Raw genomic sequence first — 21,421 nt, 5'->3', positions numbered from 1 at the left:
CAGGACCGTGAAACACTGCAGCGCCTATGATAGTCGAGGGCCTCCCTCCGCGAAAGTCGGTCACCGCCAGACTCCTAATTAGTGCAAGAATCCTGCATCCTCGAACGGCTGCAGGATTTTTTTTGTCCGCGGGATCTCGCGCTATGGACGACCTGGAGCTCGCGGCCATGGGCCGCTCCTACGGGTTGTTGGACCTGTTTCGGGAAGCAGCGCCGCGCGAGGGCGGAAGATCAGGCCTTCTGCCGGCTTTGGGCCTGCACGAGGGCGAGGGGCAAGCTGAAGGTGACCTTTTCCTCCACACCGGAGGTTTCTTCGGGCATTTTCGCACCCCATCCGATCAGGGTGTTGATGATGCCCTGGACCAGGCTCTCCGGCGCCGAGGCGCCGGCGCTGATGCCAATCCGCTGCACGGAGGAGAACCAGTCGCGCTGGAGTTGCTCCGCGTCCTCGATGAGATAGGTGGGTGTCCCCAGCCGTGTGCCCAGTTCCGCCAGGCGGCTGGAATTGGAGCTGTTCGGTGCGCCCACGACCAGCATGATGTCGACCTGCGGGGCAAGGGCCTTGACGGCATCCTGACGATTCTGGGTGGCATAGCAGATATCGTCTTTCTTGGGGCCTTCGATGTGGGGAAAGCGTTGTCGTAGGGCCTGAATCACTTCCGCCGTATCATCCATGCTCAAGGTGGTTTGGGTAATATAGGCGAGCTTGTCGGGATTCCGGGGATGTAGCGTGGAAACGTCGCCGACATTGGAGACCAGATACATCATTCCCGCTTCGACCTGGCCCATGGTGCCTTCCACCTCCGGGTGTCCGGCATGGCCGATCAGGATCATTTCCATCCCTTCGCGACTGTATTTCTTGACTTCCATGTGGACCTTGGTCACGAGGGGGCAGGTGGCGTCAAAGACGCTGAGGCCGCGCGCCGCCGCCTTCTGCCGTACGGCCACGGGAACGCCGTGGGCACTGAAAATCACGGTGGCATTGTCGGGCACTTCGCGGAGGCCTTCGACGAATATGGCGCCGCGTTCGCGCAGCCCCTCGACGACGTGGCGATTATGGACCACCTCGTGACGCACGTAGATGGGCGCGCCAAAGAGATCGAGGGCGCGCTCGACGATCTGAATGGCCCGGTTCACACCCGCACAGAAGCCGCGGGGGTTGGCGAGGAGTATTTCCATGGGGTATCTCGCTGGTGGAGGAATGACCATGATGGTCGCCTGTGGACAACCCGGTGTCAACGCCGGCCCGCCCCGTTGGCTGCCTACCTAGAGATCGCCCCACAAACTCTGGGCGCCGGCAACGGCGGCGATGGCAGCCGTCTCGGCGCGGAGGATGCGCGGACCCATGCGGATGGGGCGGAAGCCGGCCTCCCGGGCGGCGGCTATTTCATCGGGATGTAATCCGCCTTCCGGGCCGCTCAGGATGGTCAATGTGCGGTGGGGGGGCGGAATGTCCTGGAGGCGGTCCGTGGCCTGCGTTTCCAGCACCAGGCCGTCTCCCTGTACGCCGGGGAGGGCTTGCAGCAGGGGGAGCGGCGGGCAGAGTTCGGGCAACGTGGTGCTGCTGCTTTGCTCACAGGCGGCGATGATGATCTCTTGCCAGCGCTCGGTGCGTCGCACCTTGCGTTCCTCGGCAATAACGGCGACGCTGTGCTGGCATTGTACCGGCTGAATACGCTGTACTCCCAGCTCCACGGCCTTTTGCAACGCCCACTCCAGCCGCTCGCCGCGGGTCAGGGCCAGCAGCAAGGTGATGGCGAGGGGGGACGCCGTGGGGCGCGGTGCATGGCTGCGGATGCTGACCAGCGCGCGGCCCTTATCGCTGCCCCTGAGTTCGGCGTGATAATCGCAGCCGTCGCCGTTGAAGAGGGTGAAGTGTTGCCTGCTGCGGGCGCGCAGTACGCGCAAAAGATGATGGCTCGGCGCCTGTTCCAGGAGTACCGGGCCCGACTCGGGCAACTGCAGTGACGTATACAGGTGGATGCGGGGCATGGCGATGAGAATTCCAATGCAATTACTGACATTATATCATGGGTGGCGCAAAAACCTCCTTGCCGCCGCAAGGAAGGGGTTCCTTGCGGAATGGGAGAGGGGGGCTGCCCATGCATGACGACATTGACTGCCGCAGGCCGCCCTTGTGGGAGCGGCGCGCAGGGATGGTTCCCGCCTGGATTTATAATCAGGCCAGTATCTTGTTGCACCGTGACGCCGGACCCGTCTATGTGCCCTTGCGTTATGTGTCCGTAATGGCCATTTTGTCGTCAAGGGAGTGGGTATTCTGTGATTTTATCGGCGGGAAGGTCGCTGTCACCGTCTGGCACCATTTTGCGCCCCAGCTTCGCCAGGATCTGCAAGATGCCGTTCCCTGCCAGATGGATTTGTTCAATCCGGATAGCGAGGTGATTTTGCGGCGCTTGCCCATGGAGTTTAACCAGGCGCTGGCGGTGGCCCTCAAGAAGCAGGCGGAAAAGCGGCGACCAGCGGCGCAGGTGATCGCTTTGGACGGGCGGGGCCGTGACGAAAAAAACGATGGATAAGGTATGGGTGGGCAATTTGCTGCGTACCTGCGCAGATCGTTTTCTTTTGCCGCGTTTTCAGGAGGTGAGATCCAGCCGCAAGCCTGATGGCAGTATCGTCACCAGCGCCGACATCGATAGTCAGAATTTTTTGCGCGAAATGCTCGCGGCGCGCTATCCGGGAATTCCCTTGTTGGGAGAGGAGATGTCCGGAGCGGAACAGGCGGGTCTATTGGCGGAAGCGAAGGTTCTGTGGTGTCTGGATCCCTTGGACGGGACCAGCAATTTTGCTGCGGGAGTGCCGGTTTTCGGCATTTCCCTGGCGTTGCTCAGCGGCGGACGGGCGGTGCTCGCCTGGGTCTACGATCCGGTGCGCGGAGAGCTGTTTTGCGCGGAACGAGGCCGTGGGGCGACGGTAGAGGGGGTGGCGCTGACCCCTCGCGTGGCGCCGGCGTTGGGTGATTGCGTGGGCGTTGTCGATTATAAGCGCCTTCCCCTGGATCTGGCCCTGCGCATGATCGAAGAGCGGCCCTTTCATAGCCAGCGCAACTTCGGTGCATCGGTGCTGGAGTGGTGCTGGCTGGCGGCGGGTCGCTATCATTTTTATTTGCATGGGGCGCAGCAACTCTGGGACATGGCCGCCGGCGAACTGGTTCTGCGCGAGGCGGGCGGCGCGGTGACCGATCTGGCGGGGCGGGCCCTGGGCGTGGACAGCCTGAAGCCCCAGTCGGTGCTGGCCACCCTGGATCCGGAGCTGCACCCGGCTTGGCGCTCCTGGCTGGAGGGGCGGGGCTGAGTTCCCAAAAGAGCGCCTTTGTTTTATGCTAAAAGGAATTTTTCACTTCATCCACTGATTTCCGCTGAGGACCCTATTCCATGGCTACCATCCGCAATCTTGCTCTGTCGTTGCTCCCGGTCACCGAATCCGCCGCCCGTGCCGCCAGCGGCTGGATTGGCCGCGGAGAAAAGGAGCTGGGTGACGGGGCGGCGGTGGATGCGATGCGCGCCGCCCTGGCGCAGGTGCCCATGCGGGGTACCGTCGTGATCGGCGAGGGCGAAAAGGATGAAGCACCCATGCTCTACAATGGCGAGCATGTGGGTTCCGGCGAGGGGCCGGAGGTGGACATTGCCGTGGATCCCGTCGAGGGCACGAGCTTCCTGGCCAGCGGCATGGCGGGCTCCATTTGTGTCCTGGCGGCGGCCCCCAAGGGCAGCATGTTCCGGCCGGGGCCGGCGTTTTACATGGACAAGATCGTGGTGCCGGCGCCGGCGCGGGGAAAGATCGATCCCGCAGCGCCGCTGCGGGATAAACTCGCGAGTCTCGCCAGCGCCCTGGGCAAGGAGGTGCGGGACCTGCGCATTTTCGTGCTCAAGAAGCCGCGCCATGAGGCGATGATTCGGGAGATTCAGGCGGCGGGGGCCACCGTGCGCCTGCAGACGGATGGCGACGTCAGCGGCGGCATCATGGCGGCCCTGGGGGTGAAGGTGGATGCCATGATGGGCGTGGGCGGCACTCCCGAAGGCGTCATCACCGCTTGCGCGGCGCGCGCCATGGGCGCCGACATGTTTGCCGCCCTCGCGCCGCAAAAGCCGGGCGAGGCGGAGGCATTGCGCGCGGCGGGCTTGCAGGCCGGCCAGTGGCTCGGCCGCGACGATCTGGTGTCCAGCGACGATGTGCTTTTCGTGGCCACGGGCCTGACCTCGGGCGACATCCTGGAAGGCGTGTCGCGGTCCCATTATTTTGTGGAGAGCGAGAGTCTCGTCATCTCCGGTCATGATGGCATTCTGCGCCGCGTGCAGACCCATCAAAGAGTTAGCTGAATTTAAACCCTATGGCTCGCCCCAGTGGCCGCTGCAAGCGATGGAAGGAGACGTTATGAGTGTCAGCCGCACCGATCTAGCGAACGCAATTCGCGTATTGACCATGGATGCCGTGGAGAAGGCCAAATCCGGCCATCCCGGCATGCCCATGGGTATGGCGGATATTGCCGAAGTGTTGTGGAATGATTACTTGGTGCACAACCCCGCCAATCCGCATTGGGCCAACCGTGATCGCTTCATCCTTTCCAACGGACACGGTTCGATGCTGCAGTATGCCTTGCTGCACCTGACCGGCTACGACCTGCCCATGGAAGAACTCAAGAATTTTCGGCAATGGCACAGCAAGACGCCGGGTCATCCCGAGTATCGCGACACGCCGGGGGTGGAAACGACCACCGGACCGCTGGGTCAGGGGCTCGCCAACGGTGTGGGCATGGCCCTGGCAGAGGAAATGCTGGCGGCCCAGTTCAACCGGCCCGACCACCACATCGTGGACCATTACACCTATGTCTTTCTGGGGGATGGCTGCCTGATGGAGGGCATTTCCCATGAGGCCTGCTCCCTGGCGGGTACTTGGGGGCTGCACAAGCTGGTCTGTTTTTATGATGATAACGGGATCTCCATCGATGGCCATGTGACCGATTGGTTTACCGATGATACGCCCGGCCGCTTCGAGGCCTACGGCTGGAACGTGATCCGCAATGTGGACGGCCATGACCCCGACGCCATCAAAAAGGCCATCCATCAGGCCCGCAGCCAGACGGTCAAGCCCACCCTGATCTGCTGCAAGACCGTCATTGGCCATGGTTCCCCCAACAAGGCCGGGAGCCACGACTGCCACGGTGCCCCGCTGGGTGCCGAAGAGATCTGCCTGACCCGCGAAAATCTGGGTTGGCCGGACCAGCCCTTCCAGATCCCCGAGGCCGTCTATCGCGCCTATGATGCCCGCGCCAAGGGCGAGGCGGCGGAGGCGGACTGGAAGGAGCGCTTCGCCAAGTACCGGGAGCTTTATCCCGATGAAGCGGCAGAGTTCGAGCGGCGCTTGCGTGGTGAGGTGACGGCCGAATTTGCCGGTACCTTGGACAAGCTGATCGCCGACTTCCGCAAGGAAGCGCCCAAGATCGCCACCCGCGTGGCCTCGGGCAGAAGCATCCAGGCCCTGGCTGCGGCCGTACCGGAGTTTTTGGGCGCCTCGGCGGATCTGACGCCTTCCAACAATACCCGCTGGAAAGAAGCCATCGACATCGGCAAGCACCGCCTGATGGGCGACTACATCCATTATGGCGTGCGGGAATTTGCCATGTCGGCCATCATGAACGGCGTCACTTTGCATGGCGGCTTCCTGCCCTTCGGCGGCACCTTCCTGATTTTCTCCGACTATGCCCGGAACGGCATCCGCCTCTCGGCCTTGATGGGTATCCGTGTCATCTATGTGATGACCCACGATTCCATCGGCCTGGGTGAGGATGGTCCCACCCATCAGCCCATCGAGCAGGTCAACAGCCTGCGTCTGATCCCCAATCTGCTGGTCTGGCGCCCCGCCGATGCGGTGGAGACCGCCATTGCCTGGGGGGCATCCATCAAGAACACGGCGGCCCCGGCCTTGCTCGCCCTGAGCCGGCAAAACCTGCCGGCGCTGCCGCACACGGACGAGACGGTGGCCAATGTATGGCGGGGCGGCTATGTCCTGAAAGAGGCGGCCAATGGCAAGCCCGAAGGCATTCTCCTGGCGACGGGTTCCGAGGTCGAGCTGGCCCTCAATACCCAGGCCAAGCTGGCGGAGGCCGGGCGGCACGTGCGGGTGGTATCGATGCCCTGCGTGGAGATCTTTGCCGCTCAGGATCAGGCCTATCGCGACGCGGTGTTGCCGCCGGCTCTGACCCGCCGCCTGGCGATGGAGGCCGGTAGCACGGCGCTTTGGTACAAATATGTGGGATTGCAGGGCGATGTGCTCGGGATTGACCATTTTGGCGCCTCTGCGCCGGCCCCGGTGCTCTTCGAGAAATTCGGCTTTACGGTGGACAACGCCGTCGCCCGTTTCCAGGCCCTGTGACCATACTGAGCGAAAGCATTTTCATCAACATTTGAGGAGAGCATCATTATGACTTTGCGCATTGGCATCAATGGCTACGGCCGGATCGGCCGCAATATCCTGCGGGCCGTGTATGAAAGCGGGCGTACCCAGCAGGTGCAGATCGTGGCGGTGAACGACCTGGGCAGCCCGGAAACCAACGCCCATTTGACGCAGTATGACTCTGTTCATGGCCGCTTCAACGCGCAGGTTTCCGTGGATGGCGACGCCATGCTGGTGAACGAGGATCGCATCAAGGTGCTGGCCGAGCGAGATCCCGCCAAGTTGCCCTGGGGGGATCTGGGCGTCGACGTGGTCCTGGAATGTACCGGCTTTTTCACGACCCGGGAAAAGGCGGCCCTGCACCTGCAGGGGGGCGCCAAAAAGGTCCTGATTTCGGCGCCGGCCAAGGATGCCGTGGACATGACGGTGGTCTATGGCGTAAACCATCAGCTCCTGGATCCCGCCAAGCATAGCATCGTCTCCAACGGCTCCTGCACCACCAATTGCCTGGCCCCCCTGGCCAAGACCCTCAATGACTTTGCCGGCATTGAGGGGGGGACGATGAACACCATCCACTCCATGACCAATGATCAGCGCATCATCGATGTCTACCACAGCGATCTGCGCCGCGCCCGCGCTGCCGGGATGAGCATGATCCCCACCAGCACCGGTGCGGCCAAGGCCATCGGTTTGGTGCTGCCGGAACTGGAAGGCAAGCTGGATGGCTTTGCCATTCGTGTCCCTACCCATAACGTGTCCATCGTCGATCTGACCTGTCTGGTGAGCAAGGAAGTCTCCGTGGCGGAGTTGCACGCGGCCATGAAGGCGGCCTGCGAAGGGCCACTCAAGGGGGTCTTTGCCTATAACGACAAGCCGCTGGTCTCCATCGACTTCAACCACGATCCCCACTCCTCCACCTATGAGGCATCCCTGACCAAGGTCAAGGGCAAGCTGGTGAAGGTCTGTTCGTGGTATGACAACGAGTGGGGCTTCTCCAATCGCATGGTCGATACCGCGTTGGCGATGATGGGCCTGCCGCGTTAGGGAGATAGAAGAATGAATGTCATACGTATGACCGACTTGCCCTTGCAGGGTAAGCGGGTCCTGATCCGCGAGGATCTGAACGTGCCGCTGGACGATGCCGGGCACATTGCCGACGATACGCGCATTCGCGCCAGCCTGCCCACCATCCGTGCCGCAGCGGAGGCGGGGGCACGGGTGATGATCATGTCCCATCTAGGCAGGCCCAAGGAAGGCGAGTTTGATGAAAAGGCCAGCCTGGCCCCCATCGCCGCGCATCTGCAGGACTTGCTCGGACGGCCCGTGGCATTGATCCGCGACTGGTTGGGTGCGGGTAGGGCGCAGTTGGCGAGTCTGCCCGACGGCGGCGTGGCCGTCCTGGAGAATGTGCGCTTCAATGCCGGTGAGGGAAAGGACGATGAAGACCTGGCCCGGCGCATGGCGGCCCTCTGCGACATCTTCGTGATGGACGCCTTTGGCACCGCGCACCGCGCCCAGGCCAGCACCCACGGGGTGGCGAAATATGCCCCCATCGCCTGTGCGGGCCCGCTGCTGGTCAACGAGCTGGATGCGCTGGGCAAGGCCCTGCGGGAGCCGCGGCGGCCCCTGGTGGCCATCGTCGCCGGGTCCAAGGTCTCCACCAAACTCACCATCCTGAAATCCCTGGCCGACAAGGTGGATCAACTGGTGGTGGGCGGCGGCATCGCCAATACCTTCATCCTCGCCGCCGGCCATCCCGTGGGCAAGTCCCTGTGCGAGCCGGATCTGGTGCCGGAGGCCCAAGCCATCATTGCCGCCGCGCGGGCCAAGGGCGGCGATGTGCCCTTGCCCACCGATGTGGTGGTGGCCAAGGAGTTTGCCGCGACGGCGCAGGCGCGCCTGTGCGGCGTGGATGCCATTGCCGCGGACGAAATGGTGCTGGATATCGGTCCGGATACGGCCAGGAAGCTGGCGGAGATCCTGCACAAGGCCGGGACCATCGTGTGGAATGGCCCCGTGGGCGTCTTTGAATTCGATGCCTTTGCCAAGGGTACCGAAACCATTGCCCGGGCCGTGGCCGAAAGCAGCGCCTTTTCCATCGCCGGCGGCGGCGACACCATCGCGGCCATCAACAAGTTCCATATCGAGGACAAGGTTTCGTATATCAGCACCGGTGGCGGGGCCTTTCTGGAATTTCTGGAAGGCAAGACGCTGCCGGCGGTGGCCATTCTCGAAGAACGCGCGCAGGGGCATCGCACTTGATACGCCGGACCAAGATTGTCGCGACACTCGGGCCTGCCAGCTCCGATGTCAAAGTCATCGACCGCCTCATCGAGGCAGGTGTGGATGTGGTGCGTCTGAATTTTTCCCATGGCGCTTCCGAGGATCATGTGCGCCGGGCAGATATGGTGCGTGAACGCGCCCGGGCCCACGGCCGGGCGGTGGGAGTGCTGGCGGACCTGCAGGGTCCGAAGATCCGTATCGGCAAGTTTGCCGAGGGGAAGATCCATCTGCGCGAGGGCGAACCCTTTGTCCTGGATACCGCCTGTACCCTGGGCGATCTTTCGCGGGTCGGCGTGACCTATCCGCAGTTGGTGGGCGACGTGGAGCGTGGCGCCACGCTGCTGCTCAATGACGGCATGATCGTCCTCTGGGTGGAACAGGTCCAGGGGGGGGAGATCCATACCCGTGTCGTGCAGGGGGGTGAGCTGTCCGACAGCAAGGGCATCAACCGCGCCGGCGGCGGGCTGACGGCGCCGGCCCTCACGGACAAGGATCGGGCCGACATCATTACGGCGGCCCGCCTGGAAGCGGATTACTTGGCCGTATCCTTCCCGCGCAGCGCGGCGGATATGGAGGAGGCGCGGCGCCTGTTCCGCGAGGCGGGCGGTCATGGCGCACTGGTGGCCAAGATCGAACGCGCCGAGGCGGTGGAGGCCATCGAGGAGATCCTGGCCGTATCCGAGGCCATCATGGTCGCCCGCGGCGATCTCGGGGTGGAAATCGGTGATGCGGCGGTGCCGCCCGTGCAAAAGCGCATCATTGCCCTGGCCCATAAGCACAACCGCTTGACCATCACGGCAACGCAGATGATGGAGTCCATGATCCATCAACCCATACCCACCCGGGCGGAAGTCTCGGACGTGGCCAATGCGGTCCTGGACGGAACGGACGCCGTCATGCTCTCTGCCGAGACGGCCAGCGGGCAGTACCCGGTGGAGGCCGTGGCGGCCATGGATCGCACCTGCCGTGAGGCGGAACGGCATGCCCCCCAGGGCGGAAGCATCCAGATCATGGACCGCCCCCTGGAGCGGATGGACGAAACCATCGCTGCGGCCGCCATTCTCGCCACCCTGCGAACCCCCATTGCGGCCATCGCCGCCTTTACCGAGAGCGGTTCGACGGCCTTGTGGCTGTCCCGGGCCAACCCGCGGGTGCCCATCTATGCCCTAACCCCGCAGGTGTACACGCGGCGCAAGGTGACGCTGTTCCGGGGGGTGTATCCGGTCAATTTTCCGCTGAGCCGCCATGATGATCCGGCGCAGGTCATGCGCGCCGCCGAGGACGAATTGCGGCGCCGGGGGGTGGTGCGCGACGGGGATCTCATCCTGATCACCATCGGTGAACCCATGGCGTCACCGGGGGGGACCAATACCCTGAAGATCGTGCGGGTCGGGGACACGGCTCACCGCTCCTGAGCGCTTGCGCCATGGGCGTTTTTGACGGATTTTGTTGATTGGCTCATTATTCTCATCCTAACTTGTAGGGGACATTTATGGCTCTCGTTTCCATGCGTCAATTGTTGGATCATGCGGCCGAACACGGCTACGGAATTCCCGCGTTCAACGTCAATAATCTGGAGCAGGTGCGCGCGATCATGGAGGCTGCTGCGGAAGTCAACGCGCCGGCCATCCTGCAGGCATCGGCAGGTGCCCGGAAGTATGCGGGGGAACCTTTTCTGCGCCACCTGATCCTGGCGGCCATCGAAGAGTACCCGGATATTCCCGTGGTTCTGCATCAGGACCACGGCGCGAGCGCCGCGGTATGTATTCAGGCCATTCGTTCCGGCTTCTCCAGCGTGATGATGGACGGCTCCTTGCGGGAAGACGCCAAGACGCCGGCCAGCTACGACTATAACGTGGCGGTGACGGCCAAGGTGGTGGAAATCTCCCATGCCGTTGGCGTGACGGTGGAAGGGGAACTGGGCTGCCTGGGCTCCCTCGAAACCGGCATGGCCGGCGAGGAGGATGGCGTGGGCGCCGAGGGTTGCCTGACCCACGATCAGCTCCTGACGGATCCGGAGGAAGCCGCCCATTTTGTCAAGGCCACCAAGGTGGACGCCCTGGCCATCGCCATCGGTACCAGCCATGGTGCCTACAAATTCACCCAGCCGCCCACGGGCCAGGTGTTGCGCATCGACCGGATCAAGGAGATCCACGCCCGCATCCCCGATACCCATCTGGTGATGCACGGCTCCAGTTCGGTGCCCCAGGAATGGCTGAAGATCATTCACGAATTCGGCGGCGACATCGGTGAGACCTATGGCGTGCCGGTGGAGGAGATTCAGGAAGGCATCAAGCATGGCGTGCGCAAGGTGAACATCGACACCGACCTGCGTCTGGCAGCCACGGGGGCCATCCGCAAGAGCCTGGCCACCGACCCCAAGAACTTTGACCCGCGCAAGATGTTCCAGGCCTCCCTGGTGGCCATGCGGGACATCTGCAAGCAGCGTTTCGAGGCCTTCGGCACGGCTGGGCAGGCGAGCAAGATCAAGCCCGTTTCCCTTGATCTCATGTTCAAGCGTTATGCCAAGGGTGAGCTTGATCCGCGGGTAACCGGTGTCTGAGCGGTCGCTCTGCGACGCATTTCCGGCGAGAGCGCAACCCGCTCTCGCCTTGTTTTGGAGCTAGCATGAAAACATTCAAGATATCGCCATCCATTCTTTCCGCGGATTTCGCCCGGCTGGGCGAGGAGGTGCGGGCGGTGGATGAGGCGGGGGCCGATTACATCCATGTGGATGTGATGGATAACCATTTCGTGCCCAATCTGACCATTGGGCCGTTGGTGGCGGCAGCCATCCGCCCCCATACGCAAAAGCCCCTGGATGTGCATCTCATGATCTCGCCCGTGGACGCCATCATCCCCGACTTTGCCAAGGCGGGGGCGAATATCATCACCGTGCATCCCGAGGCAACGCTCCATCTGGATCGGACCATCCAGTTGATTCACAGCCTGGGCTGCAAGGCGGGGGTTTCCCTCAATCCGGCCACTCCCCTCGACGTGCTGGATTATGTGCTGGAGAACCTGGATCTGGTGCTGGTCATGAGCGTGAACCCGGGCTTTGGCGGGCAGGGTTTCATCGAGTACACGCTGAGGAAGATCGAGGCGATCCGCAAGCGCATCGATGCCCTGGGCAAGCCCATCGAGCTGGAGGTGGATGGCGGCGTGAAGGTGGACAACGTGCGGCGGGTGGCCGACGCTGGTGCCGACGTCTTTGTCGCCGGCAGCGCCATCTACAATACACCCGATTATGGGGCGACCATCGCCGCCTTCCGCAAGGCCCTCGCCGGTGGTTAATCAGGAATCCTCTGCGGCGCGGGAGGCGCAAGGATTCGCCTTGCCTCTGGCGGCGCGGGTGGTGCTCATTGATCTCGATGGTACCCTGGTGGATACGGCCCCGGATCTGGCCGCAGCGGCCAACCACGTCCTGCGCAGCTTGGGCCGGGAGCCGGCCGCGATGCCTACCATACGCGGTTTTATTGGCAATGGGGTGCGGGAGTTGATGCGCCGCGCCCTGGCCATCACCGCCGAGCCGTCGGAAGCGGATCTGGATGCGGCCATGCAGGGGTTTTCGGCCTATTATGGGGAGCATTTGCTGGATCACAGTCAGGTGTATCCGGGCGTAAGGGAGACGTTGGAAGCCTTGCAGGCCCAGGGGCGGGAGTTGGTGTGCATCACCAACAAGGCCGGCGCCTTTACCGAGCCCCTGTTGGAGCGACTCGGTTTGCGCCGCTATTTCGCCTTGGTGCTCTCCGGGGACTCCCTGCCGCGGAAGAAGCCTGATCCCCTGCAGTTGCTCCATGCCGCGGCCCATTTCCATCAGGCCGTGGCCGACTGTCTCCTGGTGGGCGATTCGTGCAACGACACCCAGGCAGCGCGGGCGGCGGGCATGCCGGTGGCGTGCGTGAGTTATGGCTACAACGGCGATGAGCCCGTCCACTGCCTGCGTCCCGACGCGGTGTTGGACAATATGTTAGAATTGCTCAATATCCTGGCTTAGGATGAGGGTCATGGGCGGGAACGCAGGAAGCAGATCCGGGCGGCAGCAATTTGGGGGGCGATGGCGTCGTCGCTGATGGACGACTGAGCATCCCCTTTTCCTGCCCTTCGAGGTGACTTGTGATCTCCAAAGCGTCTTTCGCGGCCCTGGCGCGCCAGGGTTACAATCGTATTCCCCTCTCCCGCGAGGTGCTCGCGGACCTGGACACGCCCCTTTCCGCCTACCTGAAGCTGGTGGACGGCCCCTACGCCTATCTGCTCGAATCCGTGCAGGGGGGCGAGAAGTGGGGCCGTTATTCCATCATCGGCCTGCCGGCCCGGCAGGTGCTCCGGGTTACCCGCGGCCTGGTCACGGTACATGGGGATGGCGTCGAACTGGAAAGGGCGCAGCCCTCCGACCCCCTGCAATGGATTGCCGAGTTCCGCCAGCGCTTCCGCGTGGCGCAAGTGGAGGCCGCCGACCGCTTTAGCGGCGGCTTGGTGGGGTATTTCGGTTTTGATACGGTGCGCTATATCGAGCCGCGGCTGGCACGGGCAGCGTTTCTGCCCGATCCTCTGGATATACCGGAAATCCAACTTCTGCTCGCCGATGAGCTGCTCATCTTTGACAATCTGCGCGGGACCATGCGCCTGGTCGTGCATGTGGATCCGGGCGGGGTGGATGCCTGGGAACGGGGCGTCGCGCGTCTGGATGAACTGGTTCGGCGCTTGCGCGAGGCGCCCTTGCCGGCACCCGAACCCGGCAGTCAGCGCCATGTGCGGGAGCAGGACTTTACGGCCAGTTTCAGCCGCGAGGGGTATATGGCGGCGGTGCGGCGCATCAAGGATTATATCGGCGCCGGCGATGTCATGCAGGTGGTGCCCTCCCAGCGCCTGTCCACCCCGTTGACGGCGCGGCCCCTGGACCTCTATCGCGCCCTGCGCGGGGTAAATCCTTCTCCCTACATGTTTTATCTGGATTTGCAGGACCTGCATCTGGTGGGGTCGTCGCCGGAGATCCTGGTGCGGGTGGAGGCCGATCAGGTGACGGTGCGACCCATCGCCGGTACCCGCCCGCGGGGCAAGACCGAGACCGAGGACCTGGCCCTGGAGCGGGAATTGCTGGCGGACCCCAAGGAGCGGGCGGAACACCTCATGCTCATCGATCTGGCCCGCAATGATGTCGGGCGGATTGCCGAAATCGGATCGGTGGCGGTGGGGGAGGCCTTTGGCGTGGAGCGCTATTCCCATGTGATGCATATTGTCTCCAATGTCACCGGCCGGCTGCGTCCGGGTTTGGATGCCATGGATGCCCTGCGCGCCACCTTCCCGGCGGGAACGGTTTCGGGGGCCCCGAAGATCCGCGCCATGGAAATCATCCGCGAGGTGGAGCCCGTGGCGCGGGGTGTCTACGCTGGTGCCGTCGGTTATTGGGCGTGGAATGGCAATATGGATACCTGTATCGCCATCCGTACCGCCGTGATCAAGGACGGCATGCTGCATATCCAGGCGGGTGGCGGCATCGTGGCGGACTCGGAGCCGGCTGCGGAGTGGGAGGAAACCATGAACAAGCGTCGTGCGATGTTCCGTGCGGTCGCCCTGGCAGAAAATGGCCTGGATCCGGAAGGGAGGGTAGATCGTGCTCCTCATGATTGATAATTATGACAGTTTTACCTACAACTTGGTGCAGTATTGCGGCGAGCTGGGCAGCGAGGTGCGGGTGTTGCGCAACGATGCCATCGACATCGCCGGCATCAGCGCCCTGGCGCCCAGCCGGATCTGCATATCACCGGGACCCTGTACCCCCAATGAGGCCGGCATCTCCCTGGAGGTGATCCGCCACTTCGCGGGAAAGATCCCCATCCTCGGCGTCTGCCTGGGCCACCAGGCCATCGGCCAGGCCTTTGGCGGGCGGGTGGTGCGCGCGCCGGAGGTGATGCATGGCAAGACTTCCCCCATCCACCATGGGGGCAAGGGGATCTTCCATGGATTGCCCAGCCCCTTTGTGGCCACCCGCTATCACTCGCTGATCGTCGAGCGGGAGAGCTTGCCGGAGAGTTTGGAGGTCACCGCCTGGACGGCCGAGGGGGAGATCATGGGCCTGCGCCATCGGGAACTGGCGGTGGAGGGGGTGCAGTTTCATCCCGAATCCATCCTGAGTGAGCATGGCAAGGACCTGCTGGCCCATTTCCTGACGGGACCGGCGCGATGATCGCGGCGATGCTGAAGCAGATCGCCAGCCACCAGGACCTCTCCCGCCAGGAGGCGCAGGAGGTCTTCACCGCCATCATGGCGGGGAAGGCGACTCCGGCGCAGATCGGCGCCCTGCTCATGGGGCTGCGCATGAAAGGTGAGCGGGTGGAGGAACTGGTGGGAGCGACCCTCGCCCTGCGGGCCTGCGTTCAGGGTGTGCAGGCCGATACCAGGCATCTGGTGGACACCTGTGGTACCGGCGGCGATGCCCGCCATACCTTCAACATCTCCACCGTCGCCGCCGTGGTGGCGGCGGCGGCCGGGGCCCGGGTGGCCAAGCATGGCAACCGGTCGGCATCGGGGAGTAGCGGCAGCGCCGATGTCCTGGAGGCGGCCGGTCTGCCCCTGGACCTGCCCGCGGCCGCTGCCGAGGCGAGCATCGCCGAAATCGGGATCGGCTTCCTCTTCGCGCCCGCCCACCATGGCGCCATGCGCCATGCCGCCGGACCGCGCCGGGAACTGGGTCTGCGCACGCTCTTTAATCTCATCGGTCCCTTGAGCAACCCGGCGGGAGCTCCCCATCAGGTCCTCGGTGTCTATGCAGAGAAATGGCTGGTGCCCATGGCCGAAGCGGCGAGGGAGTTGGGCTCCCGGCGCGTGTTGGTGGTTCATGGCAGCGATGGCCTGGATGAGATCAGCATCGGCGGGCCGACGGAGGTGGCGGAGCTGCGGGACGGCGTCATCACCCGCAATCGCCTGCGGCCCGAGGACTTTGGGCTAAGGCCGGCGCCGTTGGCGACCTTGCAAGTGAGGGACGTGCCCGAGGCCCTGGCCGCCGCCCAGGAAGTCCTTCAGGGTGCCCCCGGCGCGCGGCGCGATGTGGTGGTGCTGAACGCCGGCGCCGCACTTTATGTGGCCGACTGCGTGCCCGACCTCGCCGCCGGGGTGAGCGCTGCGGCAGCGGCTTTGGAGAATGGCGCGGCCTGGGCGAAGTGGCGGGCGCTGATCGCCTTTGGCCGGAATTGGCAGGCGCGGCATGGCTGATATTCTCCAGGAAATCCTGGCGCGAAAGGGTGCGGAGGTGGCGCAGCGCAAGCGGCGGGTGGATCTCGCCGCCCTGCGCGATACGGTGGCCCTGGAGGCACCGCCACGGGATTTTGTCGGGGCCATTCGGGCCAAAATGGCACAGGGTCGCCCGGCGGTCATTGCCGAGATTAAAAAGGCCTCGCCCTCGGCGGGGGTGATCCGGGAGGATTTCAACCCGGTTACCATCGCCCGGGACTATGCTGCCCATGGCGCCGCCTGTTTGTCGGTGCTCACGGATGAAGCCTACTTCCAGGGATCCGACCTGTATCTCACGGCCGCCCGGGAGTCCTGCGCCTTGCCGGTACTGCGCAAGGATTTCATCATTGATCCCTATCAGGTCTGGGAGGCGCGCGCCATCGGCGCCGATGCCATCCTCCTCATCGTCGCCGCCCTCAGCGATATGCAACTGCAGGAACTGGAAGCCCAAGCGCTGGCCCTTGGCCTCGCCGTTCTGGTCGAAGTGCATGATGCGCCCGAACTTCGCCGGGCGCTGCGGTTGCAGACCCCGCTGATGGGGATCAATAACCGGGACTTGCGCAGCTTCGCTACCCGGATCGACACCACCCTGGCCTTGCTGCCCGCCATCTCCGCAGACCGGATTGTGGTCACCGAGAGCGGCATTCGCAGCAGTGAGGATGTGGCGTGCCTGCGGGCGGCCGGTGTGGGCGCATTCCTGGTGGGCGAGGCCTTCATGCGCTCGGCGCAGCCGGGCCCGGCCCTCGCTGCTCTCTTCCCAGCCTAGATCTGTTTTGCCATTATTTTTAAATGTGATCTAATGGATCCTGCCGTCAGGATACCCGGGGTGAGCATGAAAGCGCGTGTGCAGTGGATGGGGCCGGAGCAGATGAGTTTCGTGGCCGAGTCGGAAAGCGGTCACGCTTTGGTGATGGATAGTTCCGCCGACATTGGCGGGCGTAATCTCGGGCCGCGGCCCATGGAACTTTTGTTGATGGGTCTGGGCGGTTGTTCCAGCATTGACGTGGTACTGATTTTGCAAAGGTCGCGCCAGCAGATTCGCCACTGCGTGGTGGAACTGAATGCCGAACGTGCCAACGAGGATCCCAAGGTGTTCAGCCGTATTCACTTGCATTATGTGCTAAGCGGTAAAAACCTTGATGAAAAAAGGGTGGAACGGGCCATCGCCTTGTCTGCGGAGAAGTACTGCTCGGCGAGCATCATGCTGGGCAAGACGGCTGAAATTACCCATGATTACGAAATTCGCGAGGATGCCTGAGGGCCTGTCCCGCCGCATCTTGAGGAAAGTGTCGCCATGCTATTGAGCAGAACCACCGAATACGCCCTCCAGGCGTTGATTTATCTCGCCACGCAGCGGCCCGGCGAGCCGGTGCTCAGTCGGGACATCTCCGACTATCTGGGGGTTCCCGCGCAATATCTGGCAAAAATCCTGCAAGATATGGCCAAGCGCGGGGTCCTGGATTCCTTCAAGGGACGGGGAGGCGGGTTTGTGCTGCGCCCCGGGGCCGAGGGCATGAACATCCTGGAGGTGATCGAGATTGTCGAAGGGCAGCGCTTCGGCGAGGGATGTGTGCTCGGTCTCAAGGCCTGCGCCGACGAAACGGCCTGCCCGGTACATAAGCAATGGAGCCCCATCAAGCGGCAAGTCATGGACCTGCTGGCACAGCAGACCATCGGCAGCATGGCGGAAGCCGTGCGGGCAGGGCGCTACCGCATCCAGGTGCCGGGAATGGAGGATTTCCGCCTCCGGCCGGTGGCTGCCAAGGGCATTACCCCCTGATACCTTGCTAGCGCCCACCAGCAACGGGTACTGCCAGGCGCAGGGCCGGTCAAATCCACAAAGTGCCGCGGGTGACCACCTTGGAAAGCACGCCCATGGCCATGCGGACCGGCGGCGGGAGGGGCGTGGCGCCCATGTCCTGGGCGTGCCGGGCATGGCCGATTTCGTCGTCGCGCATCTGGGTGACAATGGCCCGGCTGCGGGCATCATCCTCCGGCAAATCGCGCAGGTGTTCATCCAGGTGATCTTCCACCTGATTTTCCACGGCTACCACCAACCCTAGATTAGCGCCACGGCCGCGCCGCGCCGCAGTGAAACCCATGGTCCAGCCGATGCCGTACCAGAGGGGAGTGAGGAGACTGCGGCGGCTGCGGAGTTCTTGCAGACGGGACTGGCACCAGAGGAGATGGTCACCCTCTTCGGCGCGGGCGCGCTCCAGGCTGGCGCGCAACTCGGGATCCCGGGTGCCCGCAGCCTGACCCGTATAAAGGGCCTGCGCCATCACTTCTCCGGCATGGTTGACGCGCATCATGCGTCCGGCGCGCTGGCGTTTCCAGGGATACAGCAGCGTATCGTCCACCCCCTGGGCGGGGTTGGGGCGCTCGGTGCCCTGGGGCACGCCGGCGATGGTGCGCAGCGCATTGTCGAGGTTGGCAATGACCTGGTCGGCGATGTTTTTCATGGGCATCCTTCCCCTTGGCGGTGCGTCGGGATCGACTTTTCGGTATGATGGCGCCATCGGCGCAAGGGGTCAACGCGATATGGAGATACCATTTTATCAACGCCACTTGTTTTTTTGCATCAACCAGCGCGAGGGTGGAGAGCAGGCCTGCAACAACGGCGGACTGGCCGAAAGCATGTTCCACGCCGCCAAGAAGCATGCCAAGGATTTGGGCATCCAGGGGCCCGGCAAGGTGCGGGTGAATCGTTCCGGATGCCTGGGCCGCTGCAGTGAGGGGCCGGTGGCCGTAGTCTATCCGGATGGCGTCTGGTACACCTATGTGGACGTCGATGATGTGCGGGAAATCGTCGAATCGCACCTGCGCGACGGGATCCCGGTGGCACGGTTGCGGCTCTGATGCTGCCGGTAGATCGCAGCCATCTGTATGATGGCCGTGAGTTGGCCCTGGAGTGCATCGGCGAGCCCGTCGTCATCCCCGGACCCGTCGGAGCCCTGGAAGGGCTGACCGCCTGCCCGGAGCGGGAGACCCGCGGCGTGGTGGCGGTCATTCTCCATCCCCACCCCCTCTATGGGGGTACCCTCAACAACAAGGTGGTCCATTATTTGAGCCGCACCTGCAATCGGCTGGGGATCCCGTCGCTGCGATTCAACTTCCGTGGCGTGGGGGCCAGCGCGGGGAGCTACGATGACGGCCGGGGTGAGACGGAGGATTGCCTGGCGGTGATCGACTGGGTGCAGGAGCGCCGGCCCGGCTTCGGCATCTGGCTGGCGGGCTTTTCCTTTGGCGCCTATGTGGCCTATCGGGCCGTCAACCGGCACCCGAAGATCAAGCGTTTGCTCACGGTGGCCCCGCCCGTCAATCTCTTCGACTTCAGTTCGCTCCCAGGCCCGGCCTGCCCGTGGACCCTGGTGCAGGGTACGCAGGATGAGCTGGTGCCGGTGGCGGCGGTGGAGTCCTGGGCCCATTCTTTGCCCCGGGTTCCGCAACAGCTCATTCTGCCGGCGGACCACTTCTTCCATGGTCAGCTCAATACCTTGCAGGAGGCACTCCTGGGGGCTCTGGAACGGGATGCTCCGGGAGAAGGGGACGGCAAACCCTGCGATGGGCTTGGCTTTTCTTAAGGCGCGCGGTCTGGAAAAGCGCTACGGCACGCAGATGGTGCTGCGCGGACTGGATTTCGCTATTGCGCCGGGGGAGTGTTTTGGCCTGCTGGGCCCCAACGGCGCCGGCAAGAGTACCACGGTGCGGGCCATCCAGGGGCTGACGCCGCTGGATGGAGGCAATATCGAGGTCGATGGCCTGGATGTGGCGACGGCGGCCCCGGCGGTGCGGGCGCGCATGGGGGTGGTGCCGCAGATGGACAACCTCGACCCCGACTTTACCGTATTGGAAAACCTCCTGGTCTATGGCCGCTACTTTCGTTTGCCGCGCGCGGTCGTTCGCCAGCGTAGCGAGGATTTGCTGGAGTTCCTGGCACTCACGCCCTGGGCGCGGGAGCCCATCAGCGCCCTCTCGGGGGGCATGAAGCGGCGCCTGACCATTGCCCGGGCGCTGATCAATGCGCCACGGATGCTGCTCCTCGATGAGCCGAGCACCGGTCTCGACCCCCAGGCCCGCCACCTGATCTGGCAGCGGTTGCGTAGCCTGCGCCGCGACGGCACGACCTTGTTGTTGACCACCCACTATATGGATGAGGCGGAGCGCCTCTGCGATCGGGTGGCCATTCTGGATCATGGCCGGATTCTGGCCCTGGATAGCCCGCAAGCCCTCATTGCCGCCCATGTGCCGGGCGCCGTCCTCGAACTGCGCCGTAGCGACGGCAGCCCGCCGGACCCTGACAACCGGCATCTGCAATGGGTGGATTCCAGCGAGCGGGTCGGCGATACCCTGATTTGTTACGGGCACGACTTTGCTCCCCTCCTGCAGGTTTTCGGTACGCAGCCCGATTACCTCCTATTGCAGCGCCCGGCCAGCCTGGAGGATGTCTTTCTGCGCTTGACCGGGCGGGATCTGCGAGAAGCGGCGGGGGATTGAAGGCATGCCGGGAACGAAGCATGGCCTGCGCTGAGGGGCTCCCCGGGATAGGCGCCATCGCCGTGCTGCGGCGCAACTTTGGCGTTTGGCGCAAGCTCCTGATCCCCAGCCTGCTCGGCAACTTTGGCGATCCCCTCCTCTATCTGCTGGCCCTGGGTTACGGTCTGGGCCATTTTGTGGGGCAAATGGAAGGGATGCCCTATATCACCTTCCTGGCCTCGGGCATCGTCGCCAGTAGCGTCATGAATACCGCCAGCTTTGAAGGACTGTATTCGGCCTTCACCCGGATGAGCGCCCAGCAGACCTATGCGGCCATGCTCGCCACGCCCCTGCGGGTGAGCGATATCCTGGCCGGTGAACTCCTCTGGTGTGCCATCAAGGGCCTCATCAGCGGCGTGGCCATCATCGTGGTCGCGGCATTTTTCGGGGCCGTGCAGGGGTGGTGGATACCCCTTGCCGTACCGGTGATCTTTCTGGCGGGGCTGGCCTTTGGCGGCATGGCGCTGGTGGTCACGGCCCTGGCCCGCAGTTATGATTTTTTCATGTATTACTTCACCCTGGTCGTGACCCCCATGTTCCTGTTTTGCGGCGTCTTTTATCCCCTCGACGAGCTGCCGCCCCTAGGCCGGGAACTCGCCCAGCTTTTACCCCTGACCCATGCGGTGGCCCTGATCCGGCCCCTGCTCACCGGCCACGTCCCGTCCCATTGGCTCTTGCATCTCGGGGTCCTGCTCCTTTTCACGCTAACGGCCTACGTCCTGGCCCTGCGCCTCCTGGAACGGCGCCTGCTGCGCTAAGCAGGCTGGTGGTGCTTGACAGAAGGGCTTAGGGACGGTGTAATGCACCCCTCACGGCGCTTTAGCTCAGCCGGTTAGAGCAGCGGAATCATAATCCGCGTGTCCGGGGTTCGAATCCCTGAAGCGCCACCAAATAAAACAATAAGTTGCAGAACAAAAAGAGCCGTAAAATCCAGATTGGCACAGCAACTGGCACAACGGATA

The 21,421-nt window shown here is 63.7% G+C and carries 23 protein-coding genes and 1 tRNA gene; 21 read left to right on the top strand and 3 right to left on the bottom strand.

From position 1 onward, the window contains the following. Positions 1 to 230: 230 nt before the first annotated feature. Positions 231 to 1,178 (bottom strand): 4-hydroxy-3-methylbut-2-enyl diphosphate reductase, encoded by a 948-nt coding sequence (gene ispH, locus ACP5MM_RS08495; protein WP_427932329.1) that lies wholly within the window; start codon positions 1,176 to 1,178, stop codon positions 231 to 233. Positions 1,179 to 1,265: 87 nt separating this feature from the next. Continuing rightward, positions 1,266 to 1,991, bottom strand: coding sequence for a 16S rRNA (uracil(1498)-N(3))-methyltransferase (locus tag ACP5MM_RS08490; RefSeq protein WP_427934407.1), 726 nt, complete (start codon positions 1,989 to 1,991; stop codon positions 1,266 to 1,268). A 110-nt stretch (positions 1,992 to 2,101) separates the two neighbouring features. On the opposite strand from ACP5MM_RS08490, the gene ACP5MM_RS08485 reads away from it, so the two are divergent. From ACP5MM_RS08485 to ACP5MM_RS08410, 16 genes are all read left to right on the top strand, one after another. After that, positions 2,102 to 2,536, top strand: a complete 435-nt coding sequence (locus tag ACP5MM_RS08485; RefSeq protein ID WP_427932333.1) for a hypothetical protein — start codon at positions 2,102 to 2,104, stop codon at positions 2,534 to 2,536. Next, the gene (locus ACP5MM_RS08480; RefSeq protein ID WP_427932335.1) at positions 2,529 to 3,311 is read left to right on the top strand and encodes an inositol monophosphatase family protein; all 783 of its coding nucleotides are present in this window, start codon (positions 2,529 to 2,531) and stop codon (positions 3,309 to 3,311) included. The genes ACP5MM_RS08485 and ACP5MM_RS08480 overlap by 8 nt, the downstream gene beginning before the upstream one ends. 80 nt (positions 3,312 to 3,391) lie before the next feature. Further along, positions 3,392 to 4,336 carry a class II fructose-bisphosphatase gene (gene glpX, locus ACP5MM_RS08475; protein WP_123103277.1) on the top strand — a complete coding sequence of 315 codons (945 nt, stop codon included), beginning with the start codon at positions 3,392 to 3,394 and terminating at the stop codon, positions 4,334 to 4,336. Positions 4,337 to 4,391: 55 nt separating this feature from the next. Next, the gene (gene tkt, locus ACP5MM_RS08470; protein ID WP_427932337.1) at positions 4,392 to 6,389 is read left to right on the top strand and encodes a transketolase; all 1,998 of its coding nucleotides are present in this window, start codon (positions 4,392 to 4,394) and stop codon (positions 6,387 to 6,389) included. A 48-nt stretch (positions 6,390 to 6,437) separates the two neighbouring features. Continuing rightward, positions 6,438 to 7,454: a type I glyceraldehyde-3-phosphate dehydrogenase gene (gene gap, locus ACP5MM_RS08465; protein ID WP_427932339.1), complete on the top strand. Its 1,017-nt coding sequence runs from the start codon at positions 6,438 to 6,440 to the stop codon at positions 7,452 to 7,454. 12 nt (positions 7,455 to 7,466) lie between these two features. Continuing rightward, positions 7,467 to 8,672, top strand: a complete 1,206-nt coding sequence (locus ACP5MM_RS08460; protein ID WP_427932341.1) for a phosphoglycerate kinase — start codon at positions 7,467 to 7,469, stop codon at positions 8,670 to 8,672. Continuing rightward, positions 8,669 to 10,108: a pyruvate kinase gene (gene pyk / locus ACP5MM_RS08455; protein WP_427932343.1), complete on the top strand. Its 1,440-nt coding sequence runs from the start codon at positions 8,669 to 8,671 to the stop codon at positions 10,106 to 10,108. The genes ACP5MM_RS08460 and pyk overlap by 4 nt, the downstream gene beginning before the upstream one ends. 77 nt (positions 10,109 to 10,185) lie before the next feature. Then, entirely contained in the window at positions 10,186 to 11,256 is a 1,071-nt protein-coding gene (gene fba / locus ACP5MM_RS08450; RefSeq protein WP_427932345.1) for a class II fructose-bisphosphate aldolase, read from the top strand. A gap of 65 nt (positions 11,257 to 11,321) precedes the next feature. Then, complete coding sequence (rpe, locus tag ACP5MM_RS08445; protein ID WP_427932346.1) at positions 11,322 to 11,987, top strand: ribulose-phosphate 3-epimerase; 666 nt, start codon at positions 11,322 to 11,324, stop codon at positions 11,985 to 11,987. After that, on the top strand, positions 11,980 to 12,690 hold the full coding sequence (locus ACP5MM_RS08440; protein WP_427932347.1) for a phosphoglycolate phosphatase: 711 nt from the start codon (positions 11,980 to 11,982) through the stop codon (positions 12,688 to 12,690). Before rpe ends, ACP5MM_RS08440 begins: the two co-directional genes overlap by 8 nt. A 119-nt stretch (positions 12,691 to 12,809) precedes the next feature. Beyond that, positions 12,810 to 14,324: an anthranilate synthase component I gene (gene trpE, locus ACP5MM_RS08435; protein ID WP_427932348.1), complete on the top strand. Its 1,515-nt coding sequence runs from the start codon at positions 12,810 to 12,812 to the stop codon at positions 14,322 to 14,324. Beyond that, positions 14,317 to 14,880: an anthranilate synthase component II gene (locus ACP5MM_RS08430; RefSeq protein ID WP_427932363.1), complete on the top strand. Its 564-nt coding sequence runs from the start codon at positions 14,317 to 14,319 to the stop codon at positions 14,878 to 14,880. Before trpE ends, ACP5MM_RS08430 begins: the two co-directional genes overlap by 8 nt. After that, the gene (gene trpD / locus ACP5MM_RS08425; protein ID WP_427932350.1) at positions 14,877 to 15,905 is read left to right on the top strand and encodes an anthranilate phosphoribosyltransferase; all 1,029 of its coding nucleotides are present in this window, start codon (positions 14,877 to 14,879) and stop codon (positions 15,903 to 15,905) included. Before ACP5MM_RS08430 ends, trpD begins: the two co-directional genes overlap by 4 nt. Then, on the top strand, positions 15,898 to 16,689 hold the full coding sequence (trpC, locus tag ACP5MM_RS08420) for an indole-3-glycerol phosphate synthase TrpC (protein WP_427932352.1): 792 nt from the start codon (positions 15,898 to 15,900) through the stop codon (positions 16,687 to 16,689). Before trpD ends, trpC begins: the two co-directional genes overlap by 8 nt. Positions 16,690 to 16,755: 66 nt before the next feature. Beyond that, on the top strand, positions 16,756 to 17,181 hold the full coding sequence (locus ACP5MM_RS08415; protein WP_427932365.1) for an OsmC family protein: 426 nt from the start codon (positions 16,756 to 16,758) through the stop codon (positions 17,179 to 17,181). Positions 17,182 to 17,217: 36 nt separating this feature from the next. After that, a complete protein-coding gene (locus tag ACP5MM_RS08410) occupies positions 17,218 to 17,703 on the top strand; it encodes an RrF2 family transcriptional regulator (RefSeq protein WP_427932353.1) in 486 nt (161 codons plus the stop codon). 49 nt (positions 17,704 to 17,752) lie between these two features. Here the strand turns inward: ACP5MM_RS08410 and coq7 are convergent, their stop codons facing one another. After that, positions 17,753 to 18,385: a 2-polyprenyl-3-methyl-6-methoxy-1,4-benzoquinone monooxygenase gene (coq7, locus tag ACP5MM_RS08405; protein WP_427932355.1), complete on the bottom strand. Its 633-nt coding sequence runs from the start codon at positions 18,383 to 18,385 to the stop codon at positions 17,753 to 17,755. 79 nt (positions 18,386 to 18,464) lie between these two features. Here coq7 and ACP5MM_RS08400 point away from each other — a divergent pair, with 79 nt between their 5' ends. The 5 genes from ACP5MM_RS08400 (at position 18,465) to ACP5MM_RS08380 (ending at position 21,349) form a co-directional block, all read left to right on the top strand. Next, the gene (locus ACP5MM_RS08400; protein WP_427932357.1) at positions 18,465 to 18,782 is read left to right on the top strand and encodes a (2Fe-2S) ferredoxin domain-containing protein; all 318 of its coding nucleotides are present in this window, start codon (positions 18,465 to 18,467) and stop codon (positions 18,780 to 18,782) included. Next, positions 18,782 to 19,507: an alpha/beta hydrolase gene (locus tag ACP5MM_RS08395; protein WP_427932358.1), complete on the top strand. Its 726-nt coding sequence runs from the start codon at positions 18,782 to 18,784 to the stop codon at positions 19,505 to 19,507. The genes ACP5MM_RS08400 and ACP5MM_RS08395 overlap by 1 nt, the downstream gene beginning before the upstream one ends. Next, positions 19,488 to 20,420 carry an ATP-binding cassette domain-containing protein gene (locus tag ACP5MM_RS08390; RefSeq protein WP_427934406.1) on the top strand — a complete coding sequence of 311 codons (933 nt, stop codon included), beginning with the start codon at positions 19,488 to 19,490 and terminating at the stop codon, positions 20,418 to 20,420. The genes ACP5MM_RS08395 and ACP5MM_RS08390 overlap by 20 nt, the downstream gene beginning before the upstream one ends. A 20-nt stretch (positions 20,421 to 20,440) precedes the next feature. Continuing rightward, positions 20,441 to 21,217: an ABC transporter permease gene (locus ACP5MM_RS08385; protein ID WP_427934405.1), complete on the top strand. Its 777-nt coding sequence runs from the start codon at positions 20,441 to 20,443 to the stop codon at positions 21,215 to 21,217. A 55-nt stretch (positions 21,218 to 21,272) separates the two neighbouring features. Continuing rightward, positions 21,273 to 21,349: transfer RNA gene (locus ACP5MM_RS08380), tRNA-Met, on the top strand. Positions 21,350 to 21,421 lie beyond the last annotated feature (72 nt).

Source organism: Acidithiobacillus sp., from assembly GCF_049965315.1.
Classification (GTDB): Bacteria; Pseudomonadota; Gammaproteobacteria; order Acidithiobacillales; family Acidithiobacillaceae; genus Acidithiobacillus_B.
Note: the sequence above shows the minus strand (reverse complement) of the source record. Positions and strands in the feature narration are given on the sequence as shown.

What these genes read in the sequence shown, in the direction of transcription:
- ispH (WP_427932329.1), bottom strand. Translation starts at nt 1,178, where the DNA reads ATGGAAATACTCCTCGCCAACCCCCGCGGCTTCTGTGCGGGTGTGAAC.
- ACP5MM_RS08490 (WP_427934407.1), bottom strand. Translation starts at nt 1,991, where the DNA reads ATGCCCCGCATCCACCTGTATACGTCACTGCAGTTGCCCGAGTCGGGC.
- ACP5MM_RS08485 (WP_427932333.1), top strand. Translation starts at nt 2,102, where the DNA reads ATGCATGACGACATTGACTGCCGCAGGCCGCCCTTGTGGGAGCGGCGC.
- ACP5MM_RS08480 (WP_427932335.1), top strand. Translation starts at nt 2,529, where the DNA reads ATGGATAAGGTATGGGTGGGCAATTTGCTGCGTACCTGCGCAGATCGT.
- glpX (WP_123103277.1), top strand. Translation starts at nt 3,392, where the DNA reads ATGGCTACCATCCGCAATCTTGCTCTGTCGTTGCTCCCGGTCACCGAA.
- tkt (WP_427932337.1), top strand. Translation starts at nt 4,392, where the DNA reads ATGAGTGTCAGCCGCACCGATCTAGCGAACGCAATTCGCGTATTGACC.
- gap (WP_427932339.1), top strand. Translation starts at nt 6,438, where the DNA reads ATGACTTTGCGCATTGGCATCAATGGCTACGGCCGGATCGGCCGCAAT.
- ACP5MM_RS08460 (WP_427932341.1), top strand. Translation starts at nt 7,467, where the DNA reads ATGAATGTCATACGTATGACCGACTTGCCCTTGCAGGGTAAGCGGGTC.
- fba (WP_427932345.1), top strand. Translation starts at nt 10,186, where the DNA reads ATGGCTCTCGTTTCCATGCGTCAATTGTTGGATCATGCGGCCGAACAC.
- rpe (WP_427932346.1), top strand. Translation starts at nt 11,322, where the DNA reads ATGAAAACATTCAAGATATCGCCATCCATTCTTTCCGCGGATTTCGCC.
- ACP5MM_RS08430 (WP_427932363.1), top strand. Translation starts at nt 14,317, where the DNA reads ATGATTGATAATTATGACAGTTTTACCTACAACTTGGTGCAGTATTGC.
- trpD (WP_427932350.1), top strand. Translation starts at nt 14,877, where the DNA reads ATGATCGCGGCGATGCTGAAGCAGATCGCCAGCCACCAGGACCTCTCC.
- trpC (WP_427932352.1), top strand. Translation starts at nt 15,898, where the DNA reads ATGGCTGATATTCTCCAGGAAATCCTGGCGCGAAAGGGTGCGGAGGTG.
- ACP5MM_RS08415 (WP_427932365.1), top strand. Translation starts at nt 16,756, where the DNA reads ATGAAAGCGCGTGTGCAGTGGATGGGGCCGGAGCAGATGAGTTTCGTG.
- ACP5MM_RS08410 (WP_427932353.1), top strand. Translation starts at nt 17,218, where the DNA reads ATGCTATTGAGCAGAACCACCGAATACGCCCTCCAGGCGTTGATTTAT.
- coq7 (WP_427932355.1), bottom strand. Translation starts at nt 18,385, where the DNA reads ATGAAAAACATCGCCGACCAGGTCATTGCCAACCTCGACAATGCGCTG.
- ACP5MM_RS08400 (WP_427932357.1), top strand. Translation starts at nt 18,465, where the DNA reads ATGGAGATACCATTTTATCAACGCCACTTGTTTTTTTGCATCAACCAG.
- ACP5MM_RS08395 (WP_427932358.1), top strand. Translation starts at nt 18,782, where the DNA reads ATGCTGCCGGTAGATCGCAGCCATCTGTATGATGGCCGTGAGTTGGCC.
- ACP5MM_RS08390 (WP_427934406.1), top strand. Translation starts at nt 19,488, where the DNA reads ATGGGCTTGGCTTTTCTTAAGGCGCGCGGTCTGGAAAAGCGCTACGGC.
- ACP5MM_RS08385 (WP_427934405.1), top strand. Translation starts at nt 20,441, where the DNA reads ATGGCCTGCGCTGAGGGGCTCCCCGGGATAGGCGCCATCGCCGTGCTG.